The 21,103-nt window shown below is 62.1% G+C and carries 20 protein-coding genes and 1 pseudogene; 13 read left to right on the forward strand and 8 right to left on the reverse strand.

The features are described from left to right. Positions 1-140: 140 nt before the first annotated feature. The 5 genes from hslV to hslU are packed head-to-tail and all read left to right on the forward strand — an operon-like array spanning position 141 to position 4,254. Positions 141-692 carry an ATP-dependent protease subunit HslV gene (hslV, locus tag V1278_RS03165; protein ID WP_334365788.1) on the forward strand — a complete coding sequence of 184 codons (552 nt, stop codon included), beginning with the start codon at positions 141-143 and terminating at the stop codon, positions 690-692. Between the two features lie 15 nt (positions 693-707). Further along, positions 708-1,193, forward strand: coding sequence for a GNAT family N-acetyltransferase (locus V1278_RS03170; RefSeq protein WP_334379678.1), 486 nt, complete (start codon positions 708-710; stop codon positions 1,191-1,193). Next, complete coding sequence (locus V1278_RS03175) at positions 1,190-1,801, forward strand: DUF2585 domain-containing protein (RefSeq protein WP_334379679.1); 612 nt, start codon at positions 1,190-1,192, stop codon at positions 1,799-1,801. The genes V1278_RS03170 and V1278_RS03175 overlap by 4 nt, the downstream gene beginning before the upstream one ends. After that, on the forward strand, positions 1,774-2,943 hold the full coding sequence (locus tag V1278_RS03180; RefSeq protein ID WP_334379680.1) for a hypothetical protein: 1,170 nt from the start codon (positions 1,774-1,776) through the stop codon (positions 2,941-2,943). The genes V1278_RS03175 and V1278_RS03180 overlap by 28 nt, the downstream gene beginning before the upstream one ends. A 9-nt stretch (positions 2,944-2,952) precedes the next feature. Next, on the forward strand, positions 2,953-4,254 hold the full coding sequence (hslU, locus tag V1278_RS03185; protein WP_334379681.1) for an ATP-dependent protease ATPase subunit HslU: 1,302 nt from the start codon (positions 2,953-2,955) through the stop codon (positions 4,252-4,254). 103 nt (positions 4,255-4,357) lie between these two features. Here hslU and V1278_RS03190 read toward each other — a convergent pair whose 3' ends face one another. From V1278_RS03190 to V1278_RS03200, 3 genes are read right to left on the reverse strand one after another with little or no spacing between them, the layout of a single operon-like run. Beyond that, positions 4,358-4,954 carry a Smr/MutS family protein gene (locus tag V1278_RS03190; RefSeq protein WP_334379682.1) on the reverse strand — a complete coding sequence of 199 codons (597 nt, stop codon included), beginning with the start codon at positions 4,952-4,954 and terminating at the stop codon, positions 4,358-4,360. Continuing rightward, complete coding sequence (gene mltA, locus V1278_RS03195) at positions 4,951-6,540, reverse strand: murein transglycosylase A (protein ID WP_334379683.1); 1,590 nt, start codon at positions 6,538-6,540, stop codon at positions 4,951-4,953. The genes V1278_RS03190 and mltA overlap by 4 nt, the downstream gene beginning before the upstream one ends. Beyond that, complete coding sequence (locus V1278_RS03200) at positions 6,518-7,219, reverse strand: Tim44/TimA family putative adaptor protein (protein ID WP_334365782.1); 702 nt, start codon at positions 7,217-7,219, stop codon at positions 6,518-6,520. The genes mltA and V1278_RS03200 overlap by 23 nt, the downstream gene beginning before the upstream one ends. 428 nt (positions 7,220-7,647) lie before the next feature. Between V1278_RS03200 and secB the strand changes: the two genes are divergently transcribed. Then, positions 7,648-8,136 (forward strand): protein-export chaperone SecB, encoded by a 489-nt coding sequence (gene secB, locus V1278_RS03205; RefSeq protein ID WP_334365781.1) that lies wholly within the window; start codon positions 7,648-7,650, stop codon positions 8,134-8,136. A gap of 25 nt (positions 8,137-8,161) precedes the next feature. Here the strand turns inward: secB and dnaQ are convergent, their stop codons facing one another. The 4 genes and pseudogenes from dnaQ to V1278_RS03225 all read right to left on the reverse strand — a co-directional run bounded on the left by dnaQ (position 8,162) and on the right by V1278_RS03225 (position 10,976). Next, complete coding sequence (gene dnaQ, locus V1278_RS03210) at positions 8,162-8,968, reverse strand: DNA polymerase III subunit epsilon (RefSeq protein WP_334379684.1); 807 nt, start codon at positions 8,966-8,968, stop codon at positions 8,162-8,164. Next, the gene (gene coaE, locus V1278_RS03215; protein WP_334384087.1) at positions 8,892-9,491 is read right to left on the reverse strand and encodes a dephospho-CoA kinase; all 600 of its coding nucleotides are present in this window, start codon (positions 9,489-9,491) and stop codon (positions 8,892-8,894) included. The genes dnaQ and coaE overlap by 77 nt, the downstream gene beginning before the upstream one ends. A 25-nt stretch (positions 9,492-9,516) precedes the next feature. Next, positions 9,517-10,125, reverse strand: coding sequence for a Maf family protein (locus V1278_RS03220; protein WP_334379685.1), 609 nt, complete (start codon positions 10,123-10,125; stop codon positions 9,517-9,519). A 10-nt stretch (positions 10,126-10,135) separates the two neighbouring features. Next, positions 10,136-10,976 (reverse strand): annotated as a pseudogene (locus V1278_RS03225) (pyruvate, water dikinase regulatory protein). A 445-nt stretch (positions 10,977-11,421) separates the two neighbouring features. Between V1278_RS03225 and hemJ the strand changes: the two are divergent. From hemJ to V1278_RS03260, 7 genes are all read left to right on the forward strand, one after another. Then, complete coding sequence (gene hemJ, locus V1278_RS03230) at positions 11,422-11,868, forward strand: protoporphyrinogen oxidase HemJ (protein ID WP_334365777.1); 447 nt, start codon at positions 11,422-11,424, stop codon at positions 11,866-11,868. 258 nt (positions 11,869-12,126) lie between these two features. Continuing rightward, complete coding sequence (gene rho / locus V1278_RS03235; protein ID WP_057834504.1) at positions 12,127-13,392, forward strand: transcription termination factor Rho; 1,266 nt, start codon at positions 12,127-12,129, stop codon at positions 13,390-13,392. A 302-nt stretch (positions 13,393-13,694) separates the two neighbouring features. Next, positions 13,695-15,026: a tRNA uridine-5-carboxymethylaminomethyl(34) synthesis GTPase MnmE gene (gene mnmE / locus V1278_RS03240; protein ID WP_334379686.1), complete on the forward strand. Its 1,332-nt coding sequence runs from the start codon at positions 13,695-13,697 to the stop codon at positions 15,024-15,026. 137 nt (positions 15,027-15,163) lie between these two features. Further along, on the forward strand, positions 15,164-17,047 hold the full coding sequence (gene mnmG, locus V1278_RS03245) for a tRNA uridine-5-carboxymethylaminomethyl(34) synthesis enzyme MnmG (RefSeq protein WP_334379687.1): 1,884 nt from the start codon (positions 15,164-15,166) through the stop codon (positions 17,045-17,047). A 128-nt stretch (positions 17,048-17,175) separates the two neighbouring features. Beyond that, positions 17,176-17,874: a 16S rRNA (guanine(527)-N(7))-methyltransferase RsmG gene (gene rsmG, locus V1278_RS03250; protein ID WP_334379688.1), complete on the forward strand. Its 699-nt coding sequence runs from the start codon at positions 17,176-17,178 to the stop codon at positions 17,872-17,874. Then, positions 17,871-18,722: a ParA family protein gene (locus V1278_RS03255; protein ID WP_334379689.1), complete on the forward strand. Its 852-nt coding sequence runs from the start codon at positions 17,871-17,873 to the stop codon at positions 18,720-18,722. The genes rsmG and V1278_RS03255 overlap by 4 nt, the downstream gene beginning before the upstream one ends. 191 nt (positions 18,723-18,913) lie before the next feature. Continuing rightward, positions 18,914-19,798, forward strand: a complete 885-nt coding sequence (locus V1278_RS03260; RefSeq protein ID WP_334365772.1) for a ParB/RepB/Spo0J family partition protein — start codon at positions 18,914-18,916, stop codon at positions 19,796-19,798. Positions 19,799-19,994: 196 nt separating this feature from the next. Here the strand turns inward: V1278_RS03260 and holA are convergent, their stop codons facing one another. Continuing rightward, positions 19,995-21,023 (reverse strand): DNA polymerase III subunit delta, encoded by a 1,029-nt coding sequence (gene holA, locus V1278_RS03265; RefSeq protein WP_334379690.1) that lies wholly within the window; start codon positions 21,021-21,023, stop codon positions 19,995-19,997. Between the last annotated feature and the right edge of the window lie 80 nt (positions 21,024-21,103).

The raw sequence follows: 21,103 nt of genomic DNA on the forward strand, positions 1-21,103 counted from the left end.
AGGCGGATGTCACCTTCGCTACTGCGGGATGACGTTTGAAGGGCTGAACTTCAGCCCATGGTGACCGGATTCAGGGGTGAAACGGCGCGATTGTAACCCCTCCCCTCAACCCCTAAATCTGACTGGAAAGAGGGCGATCCATGCAAGCATCTGAAAACAACCTGCCGATCTGGCACGGCACCACGATTGTGACGGTCCGCAAGGGCGGCAGAGTGGTAATCGGCGGCGACGGTCAGGTCTCGATCGGCCAGACCGTCATCAAGGCCAACGCCAAAAAGGTCCGGAAAGTCGGCAAGGGCGACGTGATCGGCGGTTTTGCCGGGGCGACCGCCGATGCCTTCACCCTGTTCGAGCGGCTGGAGAGCAAGCTTGAGCAATATCCGGGGCAATTGACCCGCGCGGCGGTCGAACTGGCCAAGGACTGGCGGACCGACCGCTATCTGCGCCGGCTGGAGGCGATGATGATCGTCGCCGATAAGGACGTCTCGCTGGTCCTGACCGGCACCGGCGACGTGCTGGAGCCGGAAGCCGGCGTGATGGCGATCGGCTCCGGCGGCAATTATGCCCTGGCGGCCGCCCGCGCGCTTGTCGATACCGACAAGGACGCCGAAACCATCGTGCGCCGGGCGCTCGATATCGCTGCCGACATCTGCGTTTACACCAACCGGAACGTCACGATCGAAACGCTCTGAGGGGAGCCGCCGGTCATGGCGCCGGAATATGTCTTCCGCCCGATGGCTATGGACGACCTGCCGCTGGTTCGCCGCTGGCTGGCGGAGCCGCATGTCGTAAAATGGTGGGGCGATCCGGCCGAACAATTTGACCTAGTCAGCGGCGACCTGAACGAACCGGCGATGGACCAGTTCATCGTCTCGACCGGCGGCAGCGATTTCGCTTATCTGCAGTGCTATGCACTGACGGAGTGGAATACCGGCTTCGGCGAGCATCCGGACGGCACCCGCGGCATCGACCTCTTCATCGGCGAGCCCGGCCTGATCGAGCGCGGCCATGGCTCGGCGCTCATTCGCGCCTTCGTCGGCGAGCGCCTGCGTAATGGCGCACCGCGCATCGTCACCGATCCCGACCCGGCCAACACAAGGGCGGTTTGCGCCTACCAGAAAGCGGGCTTTGAAAAAGCCGGCATGGTCGATACACCTGATGGCCCCGCTCTTCTGATGGTCCGCAACGCATGACCTCGACCAGCCGCATCGACAACGCGCCGATTACCCGCACGCTTTCAGGCTGGCACTGGCTTTCGATCGCTGTCGCTATCCTCGCAGCCCAAGCCGCGATCCTGTACGGGATGGGACGCCTGCCGATCTGCGCCTGCGGCTACGTCAAGCTCTGGCACGGCGTGGTGCAGAGTTCGGAGAACTCGCAGCACGTTGCCGACTGGTACACGCTCTCGCACGTCCTGCACGGCATCCTGTTCTATGGCGCGGCCGTCCTTGTATTCCCTCGCCTCGCCTGGCAGGGCCGCCTGATCCTCGCCATGCTGCTGGAAGGCGGCTGGGAACTGGTCGAGAATTCCGACTGGATCATCAACCGCTACCGTGCCGGCACGATCTCGCTGGATTATTTCGGCGATACCATCGTCAACTCGATCTCGGATTCGCTGGCGATGATCGGCGGCTTCCTGCTGGCGAAAAAGCTGCCGGTGGCCTTCACCTTGGCGCTCGTGATCCTGTTCGAGCTGGTGTTGGCGCTCCACATTCGCGACAATCTGACGCTCAACATCATCATGCTGATCCATCCCTTCGATGCGATCAAGGCTTGGCAGGCGAGGCCACCGATCATCTAGAGGCGATCGCATCCGCTGCTTGCGACGGCTCCAATCCGGCTTACTTAATCCCAGAGGTTCCAGTGTCGATGATGGCAAGCGAGATTTTGGCGAAAGGGGTCGAGCGCGGCATCATCACGGCCGAGCAGGCGGAACGCCTGCGCGCACTGGAAAATGCCGGCGAGCCGCCAGAATTGCCCGCCTCACCCGACGACGAGCAGCTTCGCTTCATTGGCGGCTTCAGCGATATCTTCGTCACCATTGGCCTCGCCATGTTTCTCGGCGCAATTGGATTTTTCGCGACGCGGGCCGCAGGCGGGCTCGGCGCCAGCATCGCAATAGCAGCTGCAGCGTGGCTGCTTGCCGAGTTCTTCACCCGTATCCGGCGCATGGCCTTGCCTAGCATCGTGCTTCTGGTCGTATTTGCGTGTGCAGTCTTTTTCGCCGCCAGCCATGCGATCGATGCCGGTACCTCTGGTTTTTCTGATCACGGCCTGGGCCGCTTGCTCGACATCTACATCAGTCGACCGAATATCGTGGCGAGCGCTGCGTTTATTACCGTGCTGCTGGTCGCGTTGCATTATTGGCGATTTCGAGTGCCAATTACCATTGCTGCCGGCTGCGCCGCCCTGACAGCCACCGTGCTCAGCCTCTTTTACGGACTGGCGCCGGACCTGCCGTCCATTGCCTATAACGCCGCAATTCTGATTTGCGGTCTTGCCGTTTTCGCTTTGGCGATGCAGTTCGACATGGCCGACCTGGAGCGGCGGACAAGGCGAACCGATGTAGCGTTCTGGCTGCACCTGCTGGCCGCACCGCTGATCGTCCACTCCGTGACCCGTGGCCTCGTGACGCAAGCCTCAAAGCTCGATCAGGGCACAGCCGTCTTGATACTGGCACTGTTTCTGGCACTGAGCTTTGTCGCTATTCTGATCGACCGGCGCGCGATGCTGGTATCAGGTCTTTCCTACGCTGGCGTGGCCTTCTGGGCGTTGATTCGGCAGTCAGGCATTTCCGACATGACAATCCCGCTCACCGTATTGGTGCTCGGTGCGTTCGTGCTGTTGCTGAGCGCCGGCTGGCGGCCATTGCGTGCCGGGATACTGAAATTGACACCACTGGCGCTGACGCGTCGCCTCCCGCAACCGACCCTATCCGTATAAGATGGACGTATGACCGACTTTTCTCCCCGTGAAATCGTCTCCGAACTCGACCGCTTCATCGTCGGCCAGGCCGACGCCAAGCGCGCGGTATCGATCGCGCTGCGCAACCGCTGGCGGCGGCTGAAGCTCACCGGCTCGCTTCGCGAAGAGGTGCTGCCGAAAAACATCCTGATGATCGGGCCGACCGGCGTCGGCAAGACCGAGATCGCGCGGCGGCTGGCAAAGCTCGCCGGCGCACCCTTCCTCAAGGTCGAGGCCACGAAATTCACCGAGGTCGGCTATGTCGGGCGCGACGTCGAGCAGATCATCCGTGACCTCGTCGAGGTCGCGATTATCCAGGTCCGCGAGCGCAAACGCAAGGACGTGCAGGCCCGCGCGCAACTCGCCGCCGAGGAACGCGTGCTCGATGCGCTGGTCGGCCCGGCATCGAGCCCGGCCACGCGCGATTCCTTCCGCAAGAAGCTGCGCGCCGGCGAGCTCAACGACAAGGAAATCGAGATCGAGACGCAGTCGTCCGGCGGCATGCCGATGTTCGAGATCCCGGGCATGCCGGGCGCGCAGATGGGCGCGATTTCGATCGGCGACATCTTCGGCAAGCTTGGCGGGCGGACCAAGACCCGTCGCCTGACGGTGGAGGGCTCGCATGAAATCCTCGTCAACGAGGAATCCGACAAGCTGCTCGACAACGATCAGCTCGTGCTGGAGGCGATCGCCGCGGTCGAGAACAACGGCATCGTATTCCTCGACGAGATCGACAAGATCTGCGTGCGCGAAAGCCGCGTCGGCGGCGACGTCTCGCGCGAGGGCGTGCAGCGTGACCTGCTGCCGCTGATCGAAGGCACCACCGTCACGACCAAGCACGGCGCGGTGAAGACCGACCATATCCTGTTCATCGCCTCCGGCGCCTTCCACATCGCAAAGCCCTCGGACCTGCTGCCGGAATTGCAGGGCCGCCTGCCGATCCGCGTCGAACTGGAAGCGCTGAGCCGCGACGACATGCGCCGCATCCTGACCGAGCCGGAGGCATCGCTGATCAAGCAATATGTCGCGCTGATGCAGACCGAAGGCGTGACGCTCGACATCACCGGCGACGCGATCGATGCGCTGGCCGATGTCGCCGTCGCGGTCAATTCGACGGTCGAGAATATCGGCGCGCGGCGGCTGCAGACGGTGATGGAGCGCGTGCTCGACGAGATTTCATTCTCCGCACCGGACCGCCATGGCGAGACCTTCAAGGTCGACGCCGACTACGTGCAGAAGCACATCGGCGATCTCGCCAAGAACACGGATTTGAGCCGGTTTATTTTGTAGCCATCAACAGATCCTTGTTTTGACGCGTTTTCTTGATGCGAACCGGTGTCCACCCCGGATCAAGTCCGGGGCGGGCTTTCGCTTGAAAACGCTTTAAGCGAGATTAGGAACGCGCACGTCGCACGCGCACGTACAGCGCACCCTCGCCGCCATGGCCGATATGGGCTTCCTCGAAGCCGACTACCAGCGCGCGGAATTCCGGTAGTCCGAGCCATTGCGGCACCTGACGGCGCAGCACGCCGCGCTCGGACTCAGCACCCATCTTGCCCTTGCCGGTGATGACGAGCACGAAGCTCAGCCCGTCATGATGGGCGCGCTGCAGGAAACCTAACAGCGCGCGATGCGCGCGCGTCTGCGTCATGCCATGCAGGTCGAGCCTTGCATCGATCTCCTTGCGACCACGCGACAGATGCGATCGCTCGCGACGGCCGATCGGCGCCAGCGGCGGCGGTTCCGGCTTTGAAGGCGCAACCATTCGCGCCGGCGCGACGTGCCTCGGTGAAGCGGCGGCTTTCGGAGCCATCTTGTGCTCGGCTTCCGCCGGAGCAGCCGACGGCTTCGAGGCGCGGTGCCGCTTGCGCAGCGGCTTGACCTGCTTGGCGACGCTCTCCCACAGCGCGCGCTCCTCTTCGCTCAGGCCGCGCTTGCGGCGCGGCGGCTCCGGCAATTCGGGAATCAAACTCGACGACCGGCGTTTCATCGACGATGGCGATATGGGCGCAGGTGACGCGGCTGCGGCTTTGCCGAAACCGCTTCAACCTTCGGCCGCGGTTCTGGAAGCGGTATTGGCTCTGCTACGGCGGCCTGGGCCGACGAGGGCCTGGTTGCAGACGATGTCGTCACCTGCATCGCGGGCTTGGCGTTGGTCGCCGCCGTTACATCGGACGGCTTTCCGGCATTCTTCGGATCCTTGGACGGATCCTTCGATGGATCGGTTTGCGGGAACAGTTTTGCGATCGTCTCCGACGGCCGTTCGTCGGGCACCGGCATCTTGCGGCCACGCGCCACCGGATCAAGGCTCTTCGGCACCAGGATCACGAAGCGGGCACTGTGGCGGAGGCGGCCGGACACCTTGCCGGCGTCGAGGCCGGCGCCGAAGTAGAGATCGGCGCGCGCGGGGCCGACGATGGCGGAGCCGGTGTCCTGCGCAATCATCAGGCGGCGAAACGGTGTCTTCGATCGCTCCGATTCGATCGGCAGTTCGCCTTCGATGAAGAACGGCGTGCCATAGACATGCAGTGATTTGTCGACCGCGATCGACCGGCCCGGCGTCAACGGCACACCCTGGGCACCAACCGCCTCGTCCTTGTCGGAAAGCTGCACCTCGCGGAAGAAGACGTAGGACTTGTTCTGCCGCCGCAGCTCGTCGGCCTCGTTAGGATTCTGTTCCATCCATTCCCGGATCTTCTGCATCGACATCTGATCCTTGGGGATGATGTTGCGTTCGATCAGGATGCGGCCGACCGGCGTATAGGGAAAACCATTATGCGCATCGTAATTGATGCGAACGGTCGAGCCGTCGTCGAGGCTGACCCGCGCCGAGCCCTGGATCTGCGAGAATAGCAGGTCGGTCTGGTCCTTCAGCCAACAGATTTCGAGGCCGCGGCCGGCGATTACGCCATCCTCGATCTCGGCGCGATCGTAATAGGGCACCAGCTTGCGGCGGCCGATCTTGCGGAACACCTGGCCCTTGTTGGGCAAGCCGGCCGAGCTCTGCGTGGTGCCCCGGACGAACAGGTTCGAGGGCCGGCGATAGACCGGTACCTTGTAGACCTCGTTCTCCGTCCGTGAGCCGTCGACGATGGGTTCGTAATAGCCGGTAACAAAACCCTCGCCTTCACCAAGCCGCGAAATGCGCAAGGGAAGAAAGTGCTCCTCGAAGAAGGCCCTCGCCTTCACGCCATCTGATACTTCGAGGCCCTTGGCGATACGGCAGGGATCGCGGAGCGACATACCGAGTGCCTTTGGATCGGCGGGCGGCTTTTGCTGCGCCGCTATCGGCCTGCAGCTCGTGCGAAATGCCTTGTAGGCGGCGAGATGATCGTCCTCGCGCCAGCCCGCGATCTCGGACCAGGCGACCGGCGCATACTGGCCGCCGCTAATTTGAAACGGGAATTCGAGTAGTGGGTATGGCAGCTGCCGGACAGGCAGCGGATGCGAAGGCTTTTGCGCGCGAGAATGGCGCACTGCCGCGGCATCCGATGGTGCGATCGAGCACGCCAAAGCGAGCACGCCCAGCGCAAGCCCCGCAAGGCTTCGCGTCTTAGCCCGCGCTTCCAGTGCCAACCAGCTTCCAGTTCGGATCGCGAGAGCTCGTGTCGCGGGCGAAAGTCCAGACATCGGTGATATCGGCGACCTTATCGGGGTTGCCATCGACAATGGCGCCGGTCTTGTCGCGTGTGACCGAAATCATCTGCGACACGAAGCGAACCGTCAGTTGCGCCGCGCGGTCGCGGGCTTCCGCATTCACCAGCTCGGCCTTGTCGATCGAAACAAACCGCGTTTCGGTTTTCTGCTCGTGCCTCTCGCGATCCTTGATCACGGCCTCGAAGCTCTCATAGACTTCGCTCGACAGGAGATCCTTCAGCGCCCGGCGGTCGCCATTGGCGAAGGCCAGCACGATCATCTCGTAGGCGCTGCGGGCGCCGGAGAGAAAGTGCCGCGGATCGAATGAGGAATCCTGGGCGGTGATGGCATCGAGACCTGCGGCGAGCGGCGTGCCCGGCTCGGCAATGCCTTTCCAGCGATCGGCCGGCGCAACATCGGCATTCGGCGCCAGCGGCGTCTGATCGATGACGGTACCCGGCATGGGAACGACGTTGTTGTCCTGCGTACGCTGCACGACGTTGGGAGCGGCGCGATCATAGGGCGGACGTTCGCTCCCGGTGCGCTGTCCGAGGACGCTGCGCAGGCGCAGGAAGATAAAGACCGCCAGCGCCAGGAAGATGATGGTATAAATATCCACGTCGTATTCGCTTTCTGGTTCCAGCGCCGGCAACGGGCCCGGCGGTCGAGCGTTCCCTGGTGAGAAGCTCTCTTACGAGATTTCCCTGAGAACGGCAGAGATTACATCATCGATCGAGACTGCAGCATGTAGGCATGAAACTGCGCCCGGCCAATGGCGCGTTTTGGCGCGGGCTAATTGTAGCGCGTTTTGGCGGCGAGGGGAAACCCGATCATGGCCGGAAATCACGCACATTCAATTATTTACGGTACATTTTGCGCGGCTGGCGGGGCGGTATTAGGCATATCCGCCATAATTGACGGCCGGGCTGGTCTGCCCGCGAGCCGTCGTCCTTGTGGAATGAGCCGCGGCTATGATAGCCACTCGCCCGGAAAACGCATTCTCAGACGAACCCGGGCCGCGCTCGCGAGCGCTTCAGGAGAGATTTCATGACCAACGGCAACGGCGCGCCTCCCGAACAGGCCCCTCCCCAGCTCAACGTGCTGGCACAGTACACCAAGGACCTGTCGTTCGAGAATCCGAACGCGCCCTCCTCGCTGGCGCCGCAACAGCAGCAGCCGGCGATCAACATCCAGATCAACGTTTCGGCGAACAATCTCGCGCAAAACGAGTTCGAAGTGACGCTCTCGATCGAGGGCAAGGCTGAAAATGCCAGCAAAGTGATGTTCAGTTTCGAACTCGCCTATGCGGGCGTGTTCCGCATCGTCAACGTGCCGCAGGAACAGCTTCATCCGCTGGTCATGATCGAATGCCCGCGGCTGTTGTTCCCGTTCGCCCGCGAGATCATCGCAACCGCGGTGCGCGACGGCGGCTTCCCGCCTTTGATGCTCGACCCCGTCGATTTTGTCGGCCTGTACCGCCAGAACATGGAACGGCAGGCTGCGGCACAGGCCACCTCGGGCGCAAAGCCGAGCTAAAGGGCGAGCGGCGTCTTGTTTGCCGCTAGACCGCTGCCGGAAGAAAATCGTTCCAGATCGGCTTGTCGCCCAACGTGGCGATGAAGGCGCGATGGGCCTCGCGGTCCGCGTCGGTGATTCGCGGCGCCAGCGGTATTTCGCGCTGCCGGCGTGGCGTATCACCAATTCCGCTGGCAACCGTGATGCGGGTTTCCGACGCCAGGATCAGTTGCGACTGCCGCGCGCCGATCAGGTCGATATAGACTTCGGCCAAGAGCTCGGCGTCGAGCAGCGCGCCATGCTTGGTGCGGCGGGAATTGTCGATCGCATAGCGCGAGCAGAGATCGTCCAGCCGGTTCGATACACCGGGATGCTTGCGGCGCGCCAACAGCAGCGTATCGACCAGCCGGTCGCGCAAGATCGGCTGCCGCTTGATGCGGTCGAGCTCGGCATTGATGAAGCTGATGTCGAATGAGGCATTGTGGATGACGAGCGGTGCGTCGCCGATGAATTCCAGGAACTCCTCAACCACTTCGGTGAACAGCGGCTTGCTGGCGAGGAACTCGGTCGACAGGCCGTGCACGGCAAAGGCTTCCGCCGGCATGTCGCGCTCGGGATTGATGTAGCGGTGAAACGTCTGCCCCGTCGGCATGCGGTTGAAGATCTCGATGCAGCCGATTTCGACCAGCCGATCGCCGCGCAGCGGATCGAGGCCCGTGGTTTCGGTATCGAGAACGATTTCGCGCATGGATGTGAGAGACCGAAGTTTCGACGAATCAGGTCCGCCGCTGCGGCATCTTAACAACCTCGGCCAGAATGTCGCGGATCCGCGCGCGCACCGGGTCCAGCCCATGCGAGGTATCCACCACGAAATCCGCGCGCTTGCGCTTTTCGGCATCGGGCAATTGCCGCGCCAGAATGGCGTCGAGCGCCTCTGATGTCATGGTGCCGCGCGCCAAAATTCGTTCACGCTGGGTTTTCGGATCGGTCGTGACCACGACTACCGCATCGACGCGTTTCTCGCCGCCGGTTTCAAACAACAGCGGGATGTCCATCACGACAACCGGCGCGCCGGACCGCTCGGCCTCATCGAGGAATTTCTGGCGGGACGCGCCGAGCATTGGGTGAACGATCTGCTCGAGCTGCTTGATGGCAGCAGGGTCATGCACCACCTTGGCGGACAATTTGGCGCGATCGACCTTGCCGTCCACCGTCGTGCCGGGAAACGCGGCTTCGATCGCGGGCGCCGCCTCGCCTTCATAGATTTTGTGAACGGCTGCGTCGGCGTCGTAAACCGGCACGCCCGCCTCGGTGAACAGTTTTGCGGTGGTGGATTTCCCCATCCCGATCGAGCCGGTGAGTCCGAGAATCCGCATAGGGTTCGTCACTCTCATGAGGATATCAAATTCCCAACAGTCGTTCGCGGCGCAAGAATGCAAGCAACGGCAACAACGGCAGGCCGAGAATCGTGAAGTGATCGCCTTCGAAGCGATCGAATAGATGTATGCCCAGTCCTTCGAGCTGATAGGCGCCAACGCTGGATGTCACGGCTTCGCCGGCCTCGTCCAGATACGCTCTGATCTCCGCCCCGCTTAGAGCGCGCATGGTCAGGCGCGCGACCGAAACATCGGAAAATACTAGCTTGCCGTCGCGGGCAACCGCAACGGCGGAGTGCAGCTCGTGCGTCTGGCCGGCAAGCAGGCGCAATTGCTCTGCGGCCTGTGCGCGGCTAGCCGGCTTGGTGAACAGCCGGCTTCCCAAAGCCAGCGTCTGATCGGCGCCGACGACATAACGGCCGGGATTTTTCGACGATACGAAACACGCCTTCTCGCGCGACAGGAGGCCGGCGATTTCACCGGGCGCGGAAAGACCTGAATTCTCCTGCACGGATCGTTCGTCGATATCGGCAGGAACGGCGTCGAAGGAAATGCCGGCATTGGCAAGCAGCATTTGCCGCGCGCGGCTTTGAGAGGCGAGAATCAGCTGGTGTTGTCCACGCCAAATGGTCATCTTGGCTGCGTCATTCCGGAAGCCGCTGCCGCTGGGCGATCGGTGAACAATTTTAGCACCGCCGCCGCGGTTTCCTCGATCGAACGCCGTGTCACGTCGAGCTGCGCCCAACTGAATCTGGCGCTCAGTTTTCGGGCATAGGCTACTTCATCGGCCACTGCCTGACGATCGATGTAATCATCATTGGGGGTATCGGCGCCCATGCTCAGCAAGCGATTTTGCCGGACCTGGATCAGCCGCTCCGGCGTCGCATGAAGGCTGACGACCAGCGGCTTTTTCAGTGCCTCCAGTTGGTGCGGCAGCGGAATGCCAGGGACCAGCGGCACGTTCGCTGTACGGACGCCGCGGTTGGCGAGATAGATCGAAGTCGGCGTCTTCGAGGTGCGGGATACGCCGACGAGAACGACATCCGCCTCTTCCAGGCCTTCGACGTGCTGTCCGTCGTCATGCATCATGGTGTAGTTCAGGGCGTCGATGCGCTTGAAATATTCCGCGTTCAGAACGTGCTGGGCGCCTACCCTGCCCGTCGTCGCCGCCCCCAGATAGGCTTCGAACAACTGCATCACCGGACCAATGATGGAGAGGCTCGGTATGTTGATATCCCTGCACTTGGCTTCCAGCCGGGCGACTAGGTCCTTTTCCAGCAATGTGAAGAGCACGATGCCCGGTGCCTCCTCGATCTCGTCGAGCACGCGGTCGAGCTGCTTCTGGCTGCGCACCAGCGGATAGACATGCTCGACCGCCGTCACGTTGGCGTATTGCGCGGCGACCGCGCGCGCCACCGTGATCAGCGTCTCGCCGGTCGAGTCCGAGACCAGATGAAGATGAAAATAGTTGCCGGTCGTGGGCACCAGAACCCCTGTGTATTCCTGTGAATCCTGTGGAGCTTAACCGAGATATCGGGCCCTGGATCGCCGCCTTCGGGAAAACCCTTGGTTTCTTCACAGGGCCTCACGCGAGGACAAGTCCAACGCCTCGCGGCAATGATAGTGAGAAGATGTGGATTTGTCTCTTCATAAGCTGACCACAAAACATCGCAAGCGATTGATGCACGTGGTGTTATCAGGACGATCCAGTGTTTGGCCAGAATTGGTGATGGATGTGAACAAGCCTCGCAAAGAGGCTGGACGATTTTGTATGAGTCCAAATCACCGTCACTTAGACTCAAACCTAAGATTCTAAAATTATTAGTTTAGGGAAGCGGTGCTTTGCGGATATGTCTTGCGTCCCACGCTTGCGGAGCTTCTTCGCAACGCTTCAGAAGATCGGAACGTTCCGGAGATCAGGGCGGCTGCAATGTACGAGTGGATCACGATCACGGCCTACCCGTGGATCAAGGCGCTGCATGTGATTGCCGTCATCTCGTGGATGGCCGGCATGCTCTATCTGCCGCGGCTGTTCGTCTATCATTGCGAAACCGAGGTCGGATCGAAGCAATCCGAAACCTTCAAAGTGATGGAGTGGCGCCTGCTGAAGGTGATCATCAACCCCGCGATGATCGTCACGTGGCTGGCCGGCATCTATATGGCCTGGAGCGGACATTGGTACACTTCCGGCTGGTTTCACGCCAAACTGACGCTGGTGCTTATCCTGTCGGGTGTCCACGGCTTTTTTTCTCGCTGGGTTAAGGATTTTGCTGCCGACCGGAATACCAGAAGCCAGAAATTCTTTCGTATTATCAATGAGGTACCAACCGTCCTGATGATCTTTATCGTCATCCTGGTGATCGTGAAGCCGTTCTAGGGCGCCCTTTTCGTGGGTCGGTCGGTTTTTCACCTGCTTGCGAAGCGGCGGCCGATTTTCTATATTATCGAAATCCCACCCCACGCAGGCGGATGTGGCTGCGTTCCGGCTCCTTCATTGGACCGGCCGCCGCATCAGGTTTGAAGCCTCACCGGCGCTTTCCTTGCTTAGACCTGCGGACCTTCCATTTTTCGTGTCCGGCTTTCCCCAAAGCCAGCTTCGCATCCTTCTTAAAAGACACTCCACAGGACCACCCCAATGCGGGAAATGAAACTCCAAGACCTCAAATCGAAAACGCCGGCCGAGCTCGTTACGTTCGCCGAAGAGAGCGGGGTCGAGAACGCCAGCACCATGCGCAAGCAGGAGCTGATGTTCGCCATTCTCAAGCAACTCGCGATCCAGGAAATCGACATTATCGGCGAAGGCGTCGTCGAGGTTCTCTCCGACGGCTTCGGCTTTCTGCGCTCGCCCGACGCCAACTACCTGCCCGGCCCCGATGATATCTACGTCTCGCCGTCGCAGATCCGCCGCTTCGGACTCCGCACCGGCGACACCATCGAAGGCCACATCCGCAGCCCGAAAGAAGGCGAACGCTATTTCGCGCTGCTGAAAGTCAACACGCTCAATTTCGAAGATCCGGAAAAGTCCAAGCACAAGGTCAACTTCGATAATTTGACGCCGCTGTTTCCGGATCAGCGCTTTCGTCTCGAGCTCGAAGACCCGACGCGAAAAGACCTTTCTGCACGGGTGATCGATATCGTCGCCCCGATCGGCAAGGGCCAGCGCGCGCTGATCGTGGCGCCACCGCGCACCGGCAAAACCGTGCTGATGCAGAACATTGCGCACTCGATCACGGCCAATCATCCGGAGTGCTATCTGATCGTGCTTCTGATCGACGAGCGTCCGGAAGAAGTCACGGACATGCAGCGATCGGTGAAGGGCGAGGTGGTGTCTTCGACGTTCGACGAACCGGCGGTGCGTCACGTTCAGGTCGCCGAAATGGTGATCGAGAAAGCCAAGCGCCTGGTCGAGCACGGCCGCGACGTCGTGATCCTGCTCGACTCGATCACGCGTCTTGGCCGCGCCTACAACACCGTGGTGCCGTCATCCGGCAAGGTGTTGACCGGCGGTGTCGACGCCAACGCGCTGCAGCGGCCGAAACGATTCTTCGGCGCCGCGCGCAACATCGAGGAGGGCGGTTCGCTGACGATCATCGCCACCGCGCTGGTCGATACCGGCAGCCGCATGGACGAAGTCATCTTCGAAGAATTCAAGGGCACCGGTAACTCCGAACTGATCCTCGACCGCAAGGTCTCGGACAAGCGGACCTTCCCGGCGATCGACATCTCGCGCTCCGGCACGCGCAAGGAAGAGCTGATCACCGATCCGCAGCTTCTGAAGAAGATGTACGTGCTGCGCCGGATCCTCAATCCGATGGGCACCATGGACGCAATCGACTTCTTGCTCGACAAGCTCCGCAACACCAAGAACAATTCCGAGTTCTTCGACTCGATGAATACCTGAGCCGCCAAGCCAGGCTTAGGGGAGGGCGTCTCGCACCGCGGGGCGCCCTTTTTTCATGCTGCGGCCATCGCTGCGGCACCGATGCAGCATCGGAAAACTGGCGTTATTGATTGGTTAACCAAATAAGCCATTGAATTTCATATGGTTTATTTCGAACTGAGATCAGGGCAGGGGCGCCTCTTCCAGTTTTGCAGCATAGCTGCTGCACCTTTGCTGCAATAAGGTCAGCGGACGTCGGCCTGCGTTCTCAGCCGCCGAATCGAATCGCGTTGCCTTTTCAGGACCTCCCGCACAAATAGGCTATGCATCCGCGGGACCAAACCATTTTTGCGCTATCGTCGGGCCGGCCACCGAGCGCGATTGCCTTGGTGCGCGTCTCGGGTCCGCAGGCCGGGAAGCTCGTGACGGCGCTGGCTGGTAAATTGCCGTCGCCGCGAATGGCCACGCGGGCGCTCCTCCATGATGTCGGCCAGCGGCCGATCGATGATGCCGTGGTGTTGTGGTTTCCGGGTCCGGCCAGCGCGACCGGGGAAGACGTCGCGGAATTTCACGTCCATGGCGGGCGCGCGGTGCTGGACGCGTTGTTCGCGGCGCTTTCTGCGTTTGAAAATGTGCGTCCGGCCGAGCCCGGCGAATTTACCCGGCGCGGCTTCGAGAACGGCAAGCTCGACCTCACCGAAGCCGAAGGACTCGACGATCTCATCCATGCCGATACCGATCGGCAGCGGCGCCAGGCGCTGCGCCAATTGAAGGGGCTGCTTGGTGACCGAGCTCGCGACTGGCGTGCGCGGATCATCGAAGCGTCGGCCCTGATCGAGGCTGGGATCGATTTTTCGGATGAGGGAGACGTGCCTGCCGAATTGATCGCGCCGGCGTTGGCGAAAGTCGAAGTGCTGTTGGCTGAGATCGAGGAAGTCCTGGCGGAGCAGGGGCGGAGTGAGCGGCTTCGCGATGGCCTCGTCGTCGCGATCGCCGGACCGCCGAATGTCGGCAAATCGACGCTGATGAATCAGCTCGCGCGCCGCGAGGTCGCGATCGTCTCGCCGCACGCCGGCACCACGCGTGATATTATTGAGGTGCAGCTCGATCTCGACGGCTATCCAGTGACCGTGATCGATACCGCTGGGATTCGTGAGACGGACGATCCAGTCGAGCAGGAGGGCGTCCGTCGCGCTAGGTCCCGGGCCGCGGATGCGGATCTCGTGCTGTGGCTCTCCGACTCGCCGGGGGCAACGATCGACCACGATTGGGATGCGCCGGTTTGGAGCGTGCGAAACAAGATCGATCTCGAACAGATAGGTCGGCCATTGGCCGATGCGTCAGGGCAGGGCGGTTTTCAGATCTCGGCGAGCCGAGGCGATGGCTTGCCCGAGCTGATCGCGGCCCTGGTTGGTTTCACGCAGAATTACTTTGGCGGAAGCGAGGGTGGCCTGATCGGCCGAACCCGGCAGCGCCTACTCTTGCAGGAGACCGCGGCCTCGTTGCGGCGCTGTGTTCAGGTAGTCGGGCGGGGCGAGGAGCTGGCGGCGGAAGAATTGCGCATGGCAGCCCATTCGCTGGGGCGGCTCTTGGGGCGCGTGGATGTCGAGGACATTCTGGACGTTATCTTCCGGGAGTTCTGTGTGGGAAAGTAAGGCTTCCCTACCACCCCGTTTCACGTGAAACAGATCTGTGAGCCCTGGAATGTTTCACGTGAAACACCGGGCCCTCAAATTCCCATCCAAACAATTCTTTCTTCCGCGTTCTCCAACTCCGCGATAGAAGTCGCGGCATGATTTTCCAAGCAGACGCCTTCGACGTCATTGTTATTGGTGGCGGCCACGCCGGTTGTGAGGCCGCGAGCGCGGCTGCGCGGATGGGTGCGAAGACGGCCTTGGTGACCCATCGGTTTGCGACCATCGGGGCAATGTCCTGCAATCCCGCTATCGGCGGTCTCGGCAAAGGTCATCTGGTCCGCGAAGTCGATGCTCTCGATGGCCTGATGGGCCGGGTGGCCGACGCCGGCGGTATACAGTTTCGGGTGTTGAACCGCCGCAAGGGTCCGGCCGTCCGCGGACCGCGCGCCCAGGCAGATCGCAAGCTTTATGCTGCGGCCATGCAGACGGCGATCCAGGAGACAGCCAATCTCAGCGTGATCGAAGGTGAAGCGGACGAACTGATCGTCTCGAACGGCCGGGTCGCTGGAGTTCGCTTGGTCGAGGGAAGGCAGCTTTCGGCGGGCGCCGTGGTCATCACGACGGGGACCTTTTTGCGCGGGCTGATCCATCTCGGTGAGAAGAACTGGCCCGCGGGCCGGGTCGGGGAGGCGCCTGCGATGGGGCTGTCGGCCTCGTTCGAGCGCGCCGGCTTTACGCTTGGACGGCTGAAGACCGGCACGCCGCCGCGGCTCGATGGCACGACCATCGACTGGGCCGCCGTTGAAATGCAGCCCGGCGACGATCCGCCTGAGCCGTTCTCGGTCATGACCGATCGGATCTCGACGCCGCAGATTCAATGCGGGATCACCCGGACGACCCCGGCGACCCACGAGGTGATCAGGGCCAATGTGCATCGTTCACCGATGTATTCCGGGCAGATCAAGAGCAGCGGCCCACGCTATTGTCCCTCGATCGAGGACAAGATTGTCCGATTCGGCGATCGTGATGGCCACCAGATCTTCCTGGAGCCGGAGGGGCTCGACGACTCCACCGTCTACCCCAACGGCATCTCGACCTCGCTGCCGGAGGAAGTTCAGCTCGCGATCCTCGCGACCATCCCCGGGCTTGAACGGGTGAAGATGGTTCGGCCGGGCTATGCCATCGAATACGATCACGTCGATCCGCGCGAACTGGAGCCGACCCTGCAGACCAAGCGCCTGCCGGGTCTCTTCCTGGCCGGGCAGATCAACGGCACGACGGGATATGAAGAGGCGGCGGCCCAGGGAATCGTTGCCGGTCTGAACGCTGCATTGATGGCGGGTGACGCCGATCCGATCGTGCTCGATCGCGCTGACGGTTATCTTGGGGTGATGATCGACGACCTCGTGACCCGCGGCATCACCGAACCATATCGGATGTTCACCTCGCGGGCCGAGTACCGCCTGACGCTTCGAGCCGACAACGCCGACCAGCGTCTGACCGACAAGGGCATCGCCTTGGGCTGCGTAGGACAGGTGCGCTCGCAGCGGCATCGCGGCAAGATGGCCGCGTTGGAGTCCGCGAAGTCGCTCGCCAAGTCGCTGGCGATCACCCCCAGCGAAGCTGCGAAGCATGGCCTGGCATTGAACCGGGACGGCCATCGGCGCTCGGCGTTTGAATTGCTTGCTTACCCGGAGATTGAGTGGACTGCCCTGCGCAGCATTTGGCCGGAGCTCTTGGCCATCGATCCGTCGATCGCCGTGCATCTCGAGATCGACGCCAAATACGATGTCTATCTCAAGCGCCAGACCGCCGATGTCGATGCCTTTCGGCGCGACGAGGGTTTGGTCCTGACCGATATCGACTATGCCGACGTGCCCGGACTTTCCAACGAAGCGCGCGCCAAGCTCGAAGCGGCACGGCCGCGGACGGTGGGGCAGGCGGGTCGGCTTGACGGTTTGACGCCCGCGGCGCTGGGCATCCTGGCGGCGTATCTGCGTCGCGAAGCGCGGCGCAAGAACGCGAAGGTGAGTGCGTAAAAATCTGTTTCACGTGAAACAAGAATGTAGGATGGAACGTAGCGATACCCCATCGCCGGGTGCTCCGGCGATTGATGGGTGTAGCTTCGTTTCACCCATCCTACCATGCTGCGCTCAGCGAGACCATTATGGCGAAGGCCGCCGCTCCCAGCCTCTCCCCAGTCCTGCCCTCAGACAAGGCCGCCGCTCTGGCCCTCACCCCCGTTTCACGTGAAACGGAGATGCGGCTGAAGCACTATGTCGACCTCCTCATCGAATGGCAGTCCAAGACGAATCTAGTGGCGCCATCGACGCTTCCGAATCTGTGGACTCGTCACATCTCCGATTCACTGCAACTCCTCGACCTGGCGCCGTCCGCAAAAATCTGGGTTGATCTCGGTAGCGGTGGAGGCTTCCCCGGCGTGGTGCTGGCATGCGCATTGGCGCAGACGCCGGGCGCCAACGTCCATTTGGTCGAGCGAAACGCCAAAAAGGCAGCCTTTTTGCGCGAGGCGGTCCGCGTGACATCTGCGGCTGCGACCGTGCATTTGGCAGGAATCGGGGATATTGTGGATAGAATCGGTGGCCGAGTCGATTGCGTCACCGCGCGGGCGCTGGCTCCATTACATCAGCTTGTCGGCTTCGCGGAGCCGTTTGTGAGAGAAGGCGCAAAAGCTTTGTTTCTCAAGGGTCAAGATGTAGAGGCCGAATTGACCGAGGCCACCAAATATTGGAATATTGAACCGCGACTCCATTCCAGCCGAACGGGCGGGCACGGCTGGATCGTCGAACTCGATCGCATCGAGCGGCGCAACCCTTCCGCGATCACACATGGCGATCGGGCATGACCGAATTAGATGAATTATATCAAGAGGATAGGGAGCCAACTCCACCGCCTCATCCACGCATCCTGTCGCTCGCCAACCAGAAGGGTGGCGTCGGCAAAACTACCACAGCGATCAATCTTGGCACCGCGCTCGCCGCGATTGGCGAGCGCGTGCTGATCGTCGATCTCGATCCGCAAGGCAACGCTTCGACAGGCCTTGGCATCGATCGCCGCAACCGCAACTGCTCGACCTACGACGTGCTGATCGGTGAAGCGCCGCTGCGCGACGCGGTGGTTGCCACCGCGGTGCCGCGGCTGCACATCGCGTCCTCGACGATGGATCTGTCGGGCCTCGAGCTCGAACTCGGCACGACGCCGGGCCGCGCGTTCCGCCTGCGCGATGCGATCGCGGCGTTGAACAAGAACGCGGCGCCCGACACCGAATACACCTATGTGCTGATCGATTGTCCGCCGTCGCTCAATCTGCTCACCGTCAACGCGATGGCAGCGTCGGACGCGATCCTGGTGCCGCTGCAGTGCGAGTTTTTTGCGCTCGAAGGTCTGTCGCAATTGCTGCAGACGGTGGAGCAGGTGCGCTCGACGCTTAATCCGAACCTGTCGATCCACGGCATCGTGCTGACGATGTTCGACTCGCGCAACAACCTGTCGAACCAGGTGGTCGCTGACGTCAGGCAATTCATGGGCTCCAAGGTCTACGACACCATGATCCCGCGCAACGTCCGCATCTCCGAGGCGCCGTCCTACGGCAAGCCGGTGCTGGTCTACGATCTCAAATGCGTCGGCAGCGAAGCGTATCTGAAGCTTGCGACGGAAGTGATCCAGCGCGAGCGCGAGCTGCGGACGCATTAGAGGGAATGTAGGATGGGTTGAGCGCAGCGATACCCATCAAGGCGCGCGATGAAGGAGATGGGTTTCGCTTCGCTCTACCCATCCTACGCGCGCCGTCGCGAAAGCTGGTGGGCACGCGTCGCTTTGCCCACCCTACTGGCAATCGAATTCTGTAGTGGAGTAGCCAAGTGAATCCTAGGGAGTTGGCGGCGATGGCCGACGAAACGCGTTCGCGACTGGGTCGTGGTCTCGCAAGTCTGATCGGGGACGTCGGCGGCGAGGCCGCGCATGTCGAACGGCCGCGCAACCAGCGCAAGGTACCGATCGAATTTTTAAAACCAAATCCCCGCAACCCGCGCCGGACATTTTCCGATGCCGAACTGGGCGAGCTCGCCTCCTCCGTCAAGCAGCACGGCGTGATCCAGCCGATCGTGGTGCGGCCGGTGAAAGGCGCGCAAGACCGCTATGAGATCATCGCTGGCGAACGGCGCTGGCGGGCGGCGCAGCTCGCCAGCTTGCACGAGGTGCCGATCGTTCCCATCGATGTCAGCGACAGCGACGCACTCGAGATCATGATCATCGAGAACGTGCAGCGCGAAGACCTCAACGCGATGGAAGAGGCGCAAGGTTATCACGCGCTGGCCGACGAATTCAAACGAAGCCAGGAAGACATCGCCAAGGAAGTCGGCAAGAGCCGCAGCCACGTTGCCAACATGATGCGGCTGACAAAGCTGCCGGCGGAGGTGCAGGCCCTTATCGCGAGCGGTGAATTGTCGGCGGGACACGCCCGCGCGCTGATCAGCGTGCCCGATCCGCTGGCGGCCGCCAAGCGCATTGTCGCCGAAGGCCTCAACGTGCGTCAGACCGAGGCGCTTGCCCACGAAGAGGGCGTGCCAGAGCGCAAGCCGCAGAAGGCGCGCAGCGGTGGCGGCAAGACAAAGGATCCCGACACCATCGCGCTGGAGAAACGCGTCAGCGACGCGCTCGGCCTCAAAGTGACCGTCAACCACCGCGATCCCGGCGGCACAGTCCAGATCAGTTACCGCAACCTCGAACAACTCGACGAAGTGATGCGGCGGCTGGAGAAGGGGAGTTGAGATATCTCCGTCGTCCCGGGCAAGCCAACGGGTCGCGCGAACGCGCGCCCGATGACAGGCTCCGCGCGACCCGGGACCCATACGCCGCGGCGGAATTTATTAGGCGAACTGCTCGACGGCCTTCCTAGTCAACAAGATCCTGTGGTTATGGGTCCGTGCGTTCGCAGGGACGACGCCGAGATTCTGGCCTGATAGCTTATCCCCTTCGCTTCGCATTCGCCGCAATCGACAGCAGCGTGCGCAGCGCGATGGCTGACGCCAGCGAGGCCTGCTTGCGCATGTCGAGCGCGGCGGTCGCGAGCTGGTCAATGATCCCGGCCAGCCGCGGCGCGCTGAAATTGCGCAGCGCGATTTCGACGGCGCCCTTTCGCGAGAAGTGCAGACGCGGATAGCCGCCCTCGAGCAAGGTGGAGACGGGCGTTCCGTCAGCAACCGCAAGCGCCGATTTGTGCAGCCAGGCAGCCTGACGCTGGGCGGCCGAAATGATGACGCCAGGATAGGTGCCGGCGACCATCGCCTTGGCGAATTCGCTTTCGACCAGGTCAGGCTTGCCGGCGAACGCGCCATCGACGATCGGGTCGAGTTTTAGTTCGGACGCATCGGACACGACGGTTATGACGTCGTCGAGCGCAATCTCGCCCCTGCCGTGGGAATAGAGAGCAAGCTTGCGGAGCTCGTTGCGCGAGGCCTGGCGGTCGCCGCCGAGCAGCGACATCAGCACGGCGCGGGCATCGGAGGCGATGCGCAAATTGGAAGTCCGTAGTTCCTCCTCGATCAGCCTCGCGAGGTCGCGCTCGGTGTCGGGATAGCAGGCGATGGCGACTGCGCTCTTGGCGCGCTCGCAGGCCTTGCGCAGCGGCGATTCCGGCCGCAACTCGCCGGCCTCGATCACGATGCGGCAATCCTTGATCGGCGAATCAGCCAGCGTATCGACGCCGCTGGCAAAACTGCGGGAGCCAGCGCGCACACGAATGGCGCGCCGGCCGCCGAACATCGGGATCGTCATCGCCTCGTCGACCAGTCGCGATGGCTCGGCCGCCAGCTCGTCGCCGTCGAGCCGCACCAGCGAAAAGGGATCATTGGGATCGTCGACTGCCGATGCAATCAGCGCGTCGGCGCGCTCGCGCACGAGACCGGCGTCAGGACCGTACAGCAGGATGATAGGGCGGCCGGCATCGGGCCGGGCGAGAAAAGCGTCGATGTCTTTTCCGCGGAGTGCGACCACGACGGACCTTCATTCGTCATTTCCGGGATGCGGGCGAAGGCCTCAGACCCGGAATCTGGAGATTGTCGGAACGAGATTCC

Source organism: Bradyrhizobium sp. AZCC 1577 (assembly GCF_036924575.1).
Lineage (GTDB): Bacteria > Pseudomonadota > Alphaproteobacteria > Rhizobiales > Xanthobacteraceae > Bradyrhizobium.

Bases quoted from the DNA above. Each gene is read 5' to 3' on its own strand.
- rsmG (WP_334379688.1), top strand. From the start codon at position 17,176: ATGGCGAAGGCCGCCGCTCCCAGCCTCTCCCCAGTCCTGCCCTCAGAC.
- hslV (WP_334365788.1), top strand. From the start codon at position 141: ATGCAAGCATCTGAAAACAACCTGCCGATCTGGCACGGCACCACGATT.
- V1278_RS03170 (WP_334379678.1), top strand. From the start codon at position 708: ATGGCGCCGGAATATGTCTTCCGCCCGATGGCTATGGACGACCTGCCG.
- mnmE (WP_334379686.1), top strand. From the start codon at position 13,695: ATGCATCCGCGGGACCAAACCATTTTTGCGCTATCGTCGGGCCGGCCA.
- V1278_RS03190 (WP_334379682.1), bottom strand. From the start codon at position 4,954: ATGAAACGCCGGTCGTCGAGTTTGATTCCCGAATTGCCGGAGCCGCCG.
- secB (WP_334365781.1), top strand. From the start codon at position 7,648: ATGACCAACGGCAACGGCGCGCCTCCCGAACAGGCCCCTCCCCAGCTC.
- hslU (WP_334379681.1), top strand. From the start codon at position 2,953: ATGACCGACTTTTCTCCCCGTGAAATCGTCTCCGAACTCGACCGCTTC.
- V1278_RS03175 (WP_334379679.1), top strand. From the start codon at position 1,190: ATGACCTCGACCAGCCGCATCGACAACGCGCCGATTACCCGCACGCTT.
- coaE (WP_334384087.1), bottom strand. From the start codon at position 9,491: ATGCGGATTCTCGGACTCACCGGCTCGATCGGGATGGGGAAATCCACC.
- rho (WP_057834504.1), top strand. From the start codon at position 12,127: ATGCGGGAAATGAAACTCCAAGACCTCAAATCGAAAACGCCGGCCGAG.
- hemJ (WP_334365777.1), top strand. From the start codon at position 11,422: ATGTACGAGTGGATCACGATCACGGCCTACCCGTGGATCAAGGCGCTG.
- V1278_RS03255 (WP_334379689.1), top strand. From the start codon at position 17,871: ATGACCGAATTAGATGAATTATATCAAGAGGATAGGGAGCCAACTCCA.
- mnmG (WP_334379687.1), top strand. From the start codon at position 15,164: ATGATTTTCCAAGCAGACGCCTTCGACGTCATTGTTATTGGTGGCGGC.
- dnaQ (WP_334379684.1), bottom strand. From the start codon at position 8,968: ATGGGCTGGACCCGGTGCGCGCGCGGATCCGCGACATTCTGGCCGAGG.
- V1278_RS03220 (WP_334379685.1), bottom strand. From the start codon at position 10,125: ATGACCATTTGGCGTGGACAACACCAGCTGATTCTCGCCTCTCAAAGC.
- V1278_RS03260 (WP_334365772.1), top strand. From the start codon at position 18,914: ATGGCCGACGAAACGCGTTCGCGACTGGGTCGTGGTCTCGCAAGTCTG.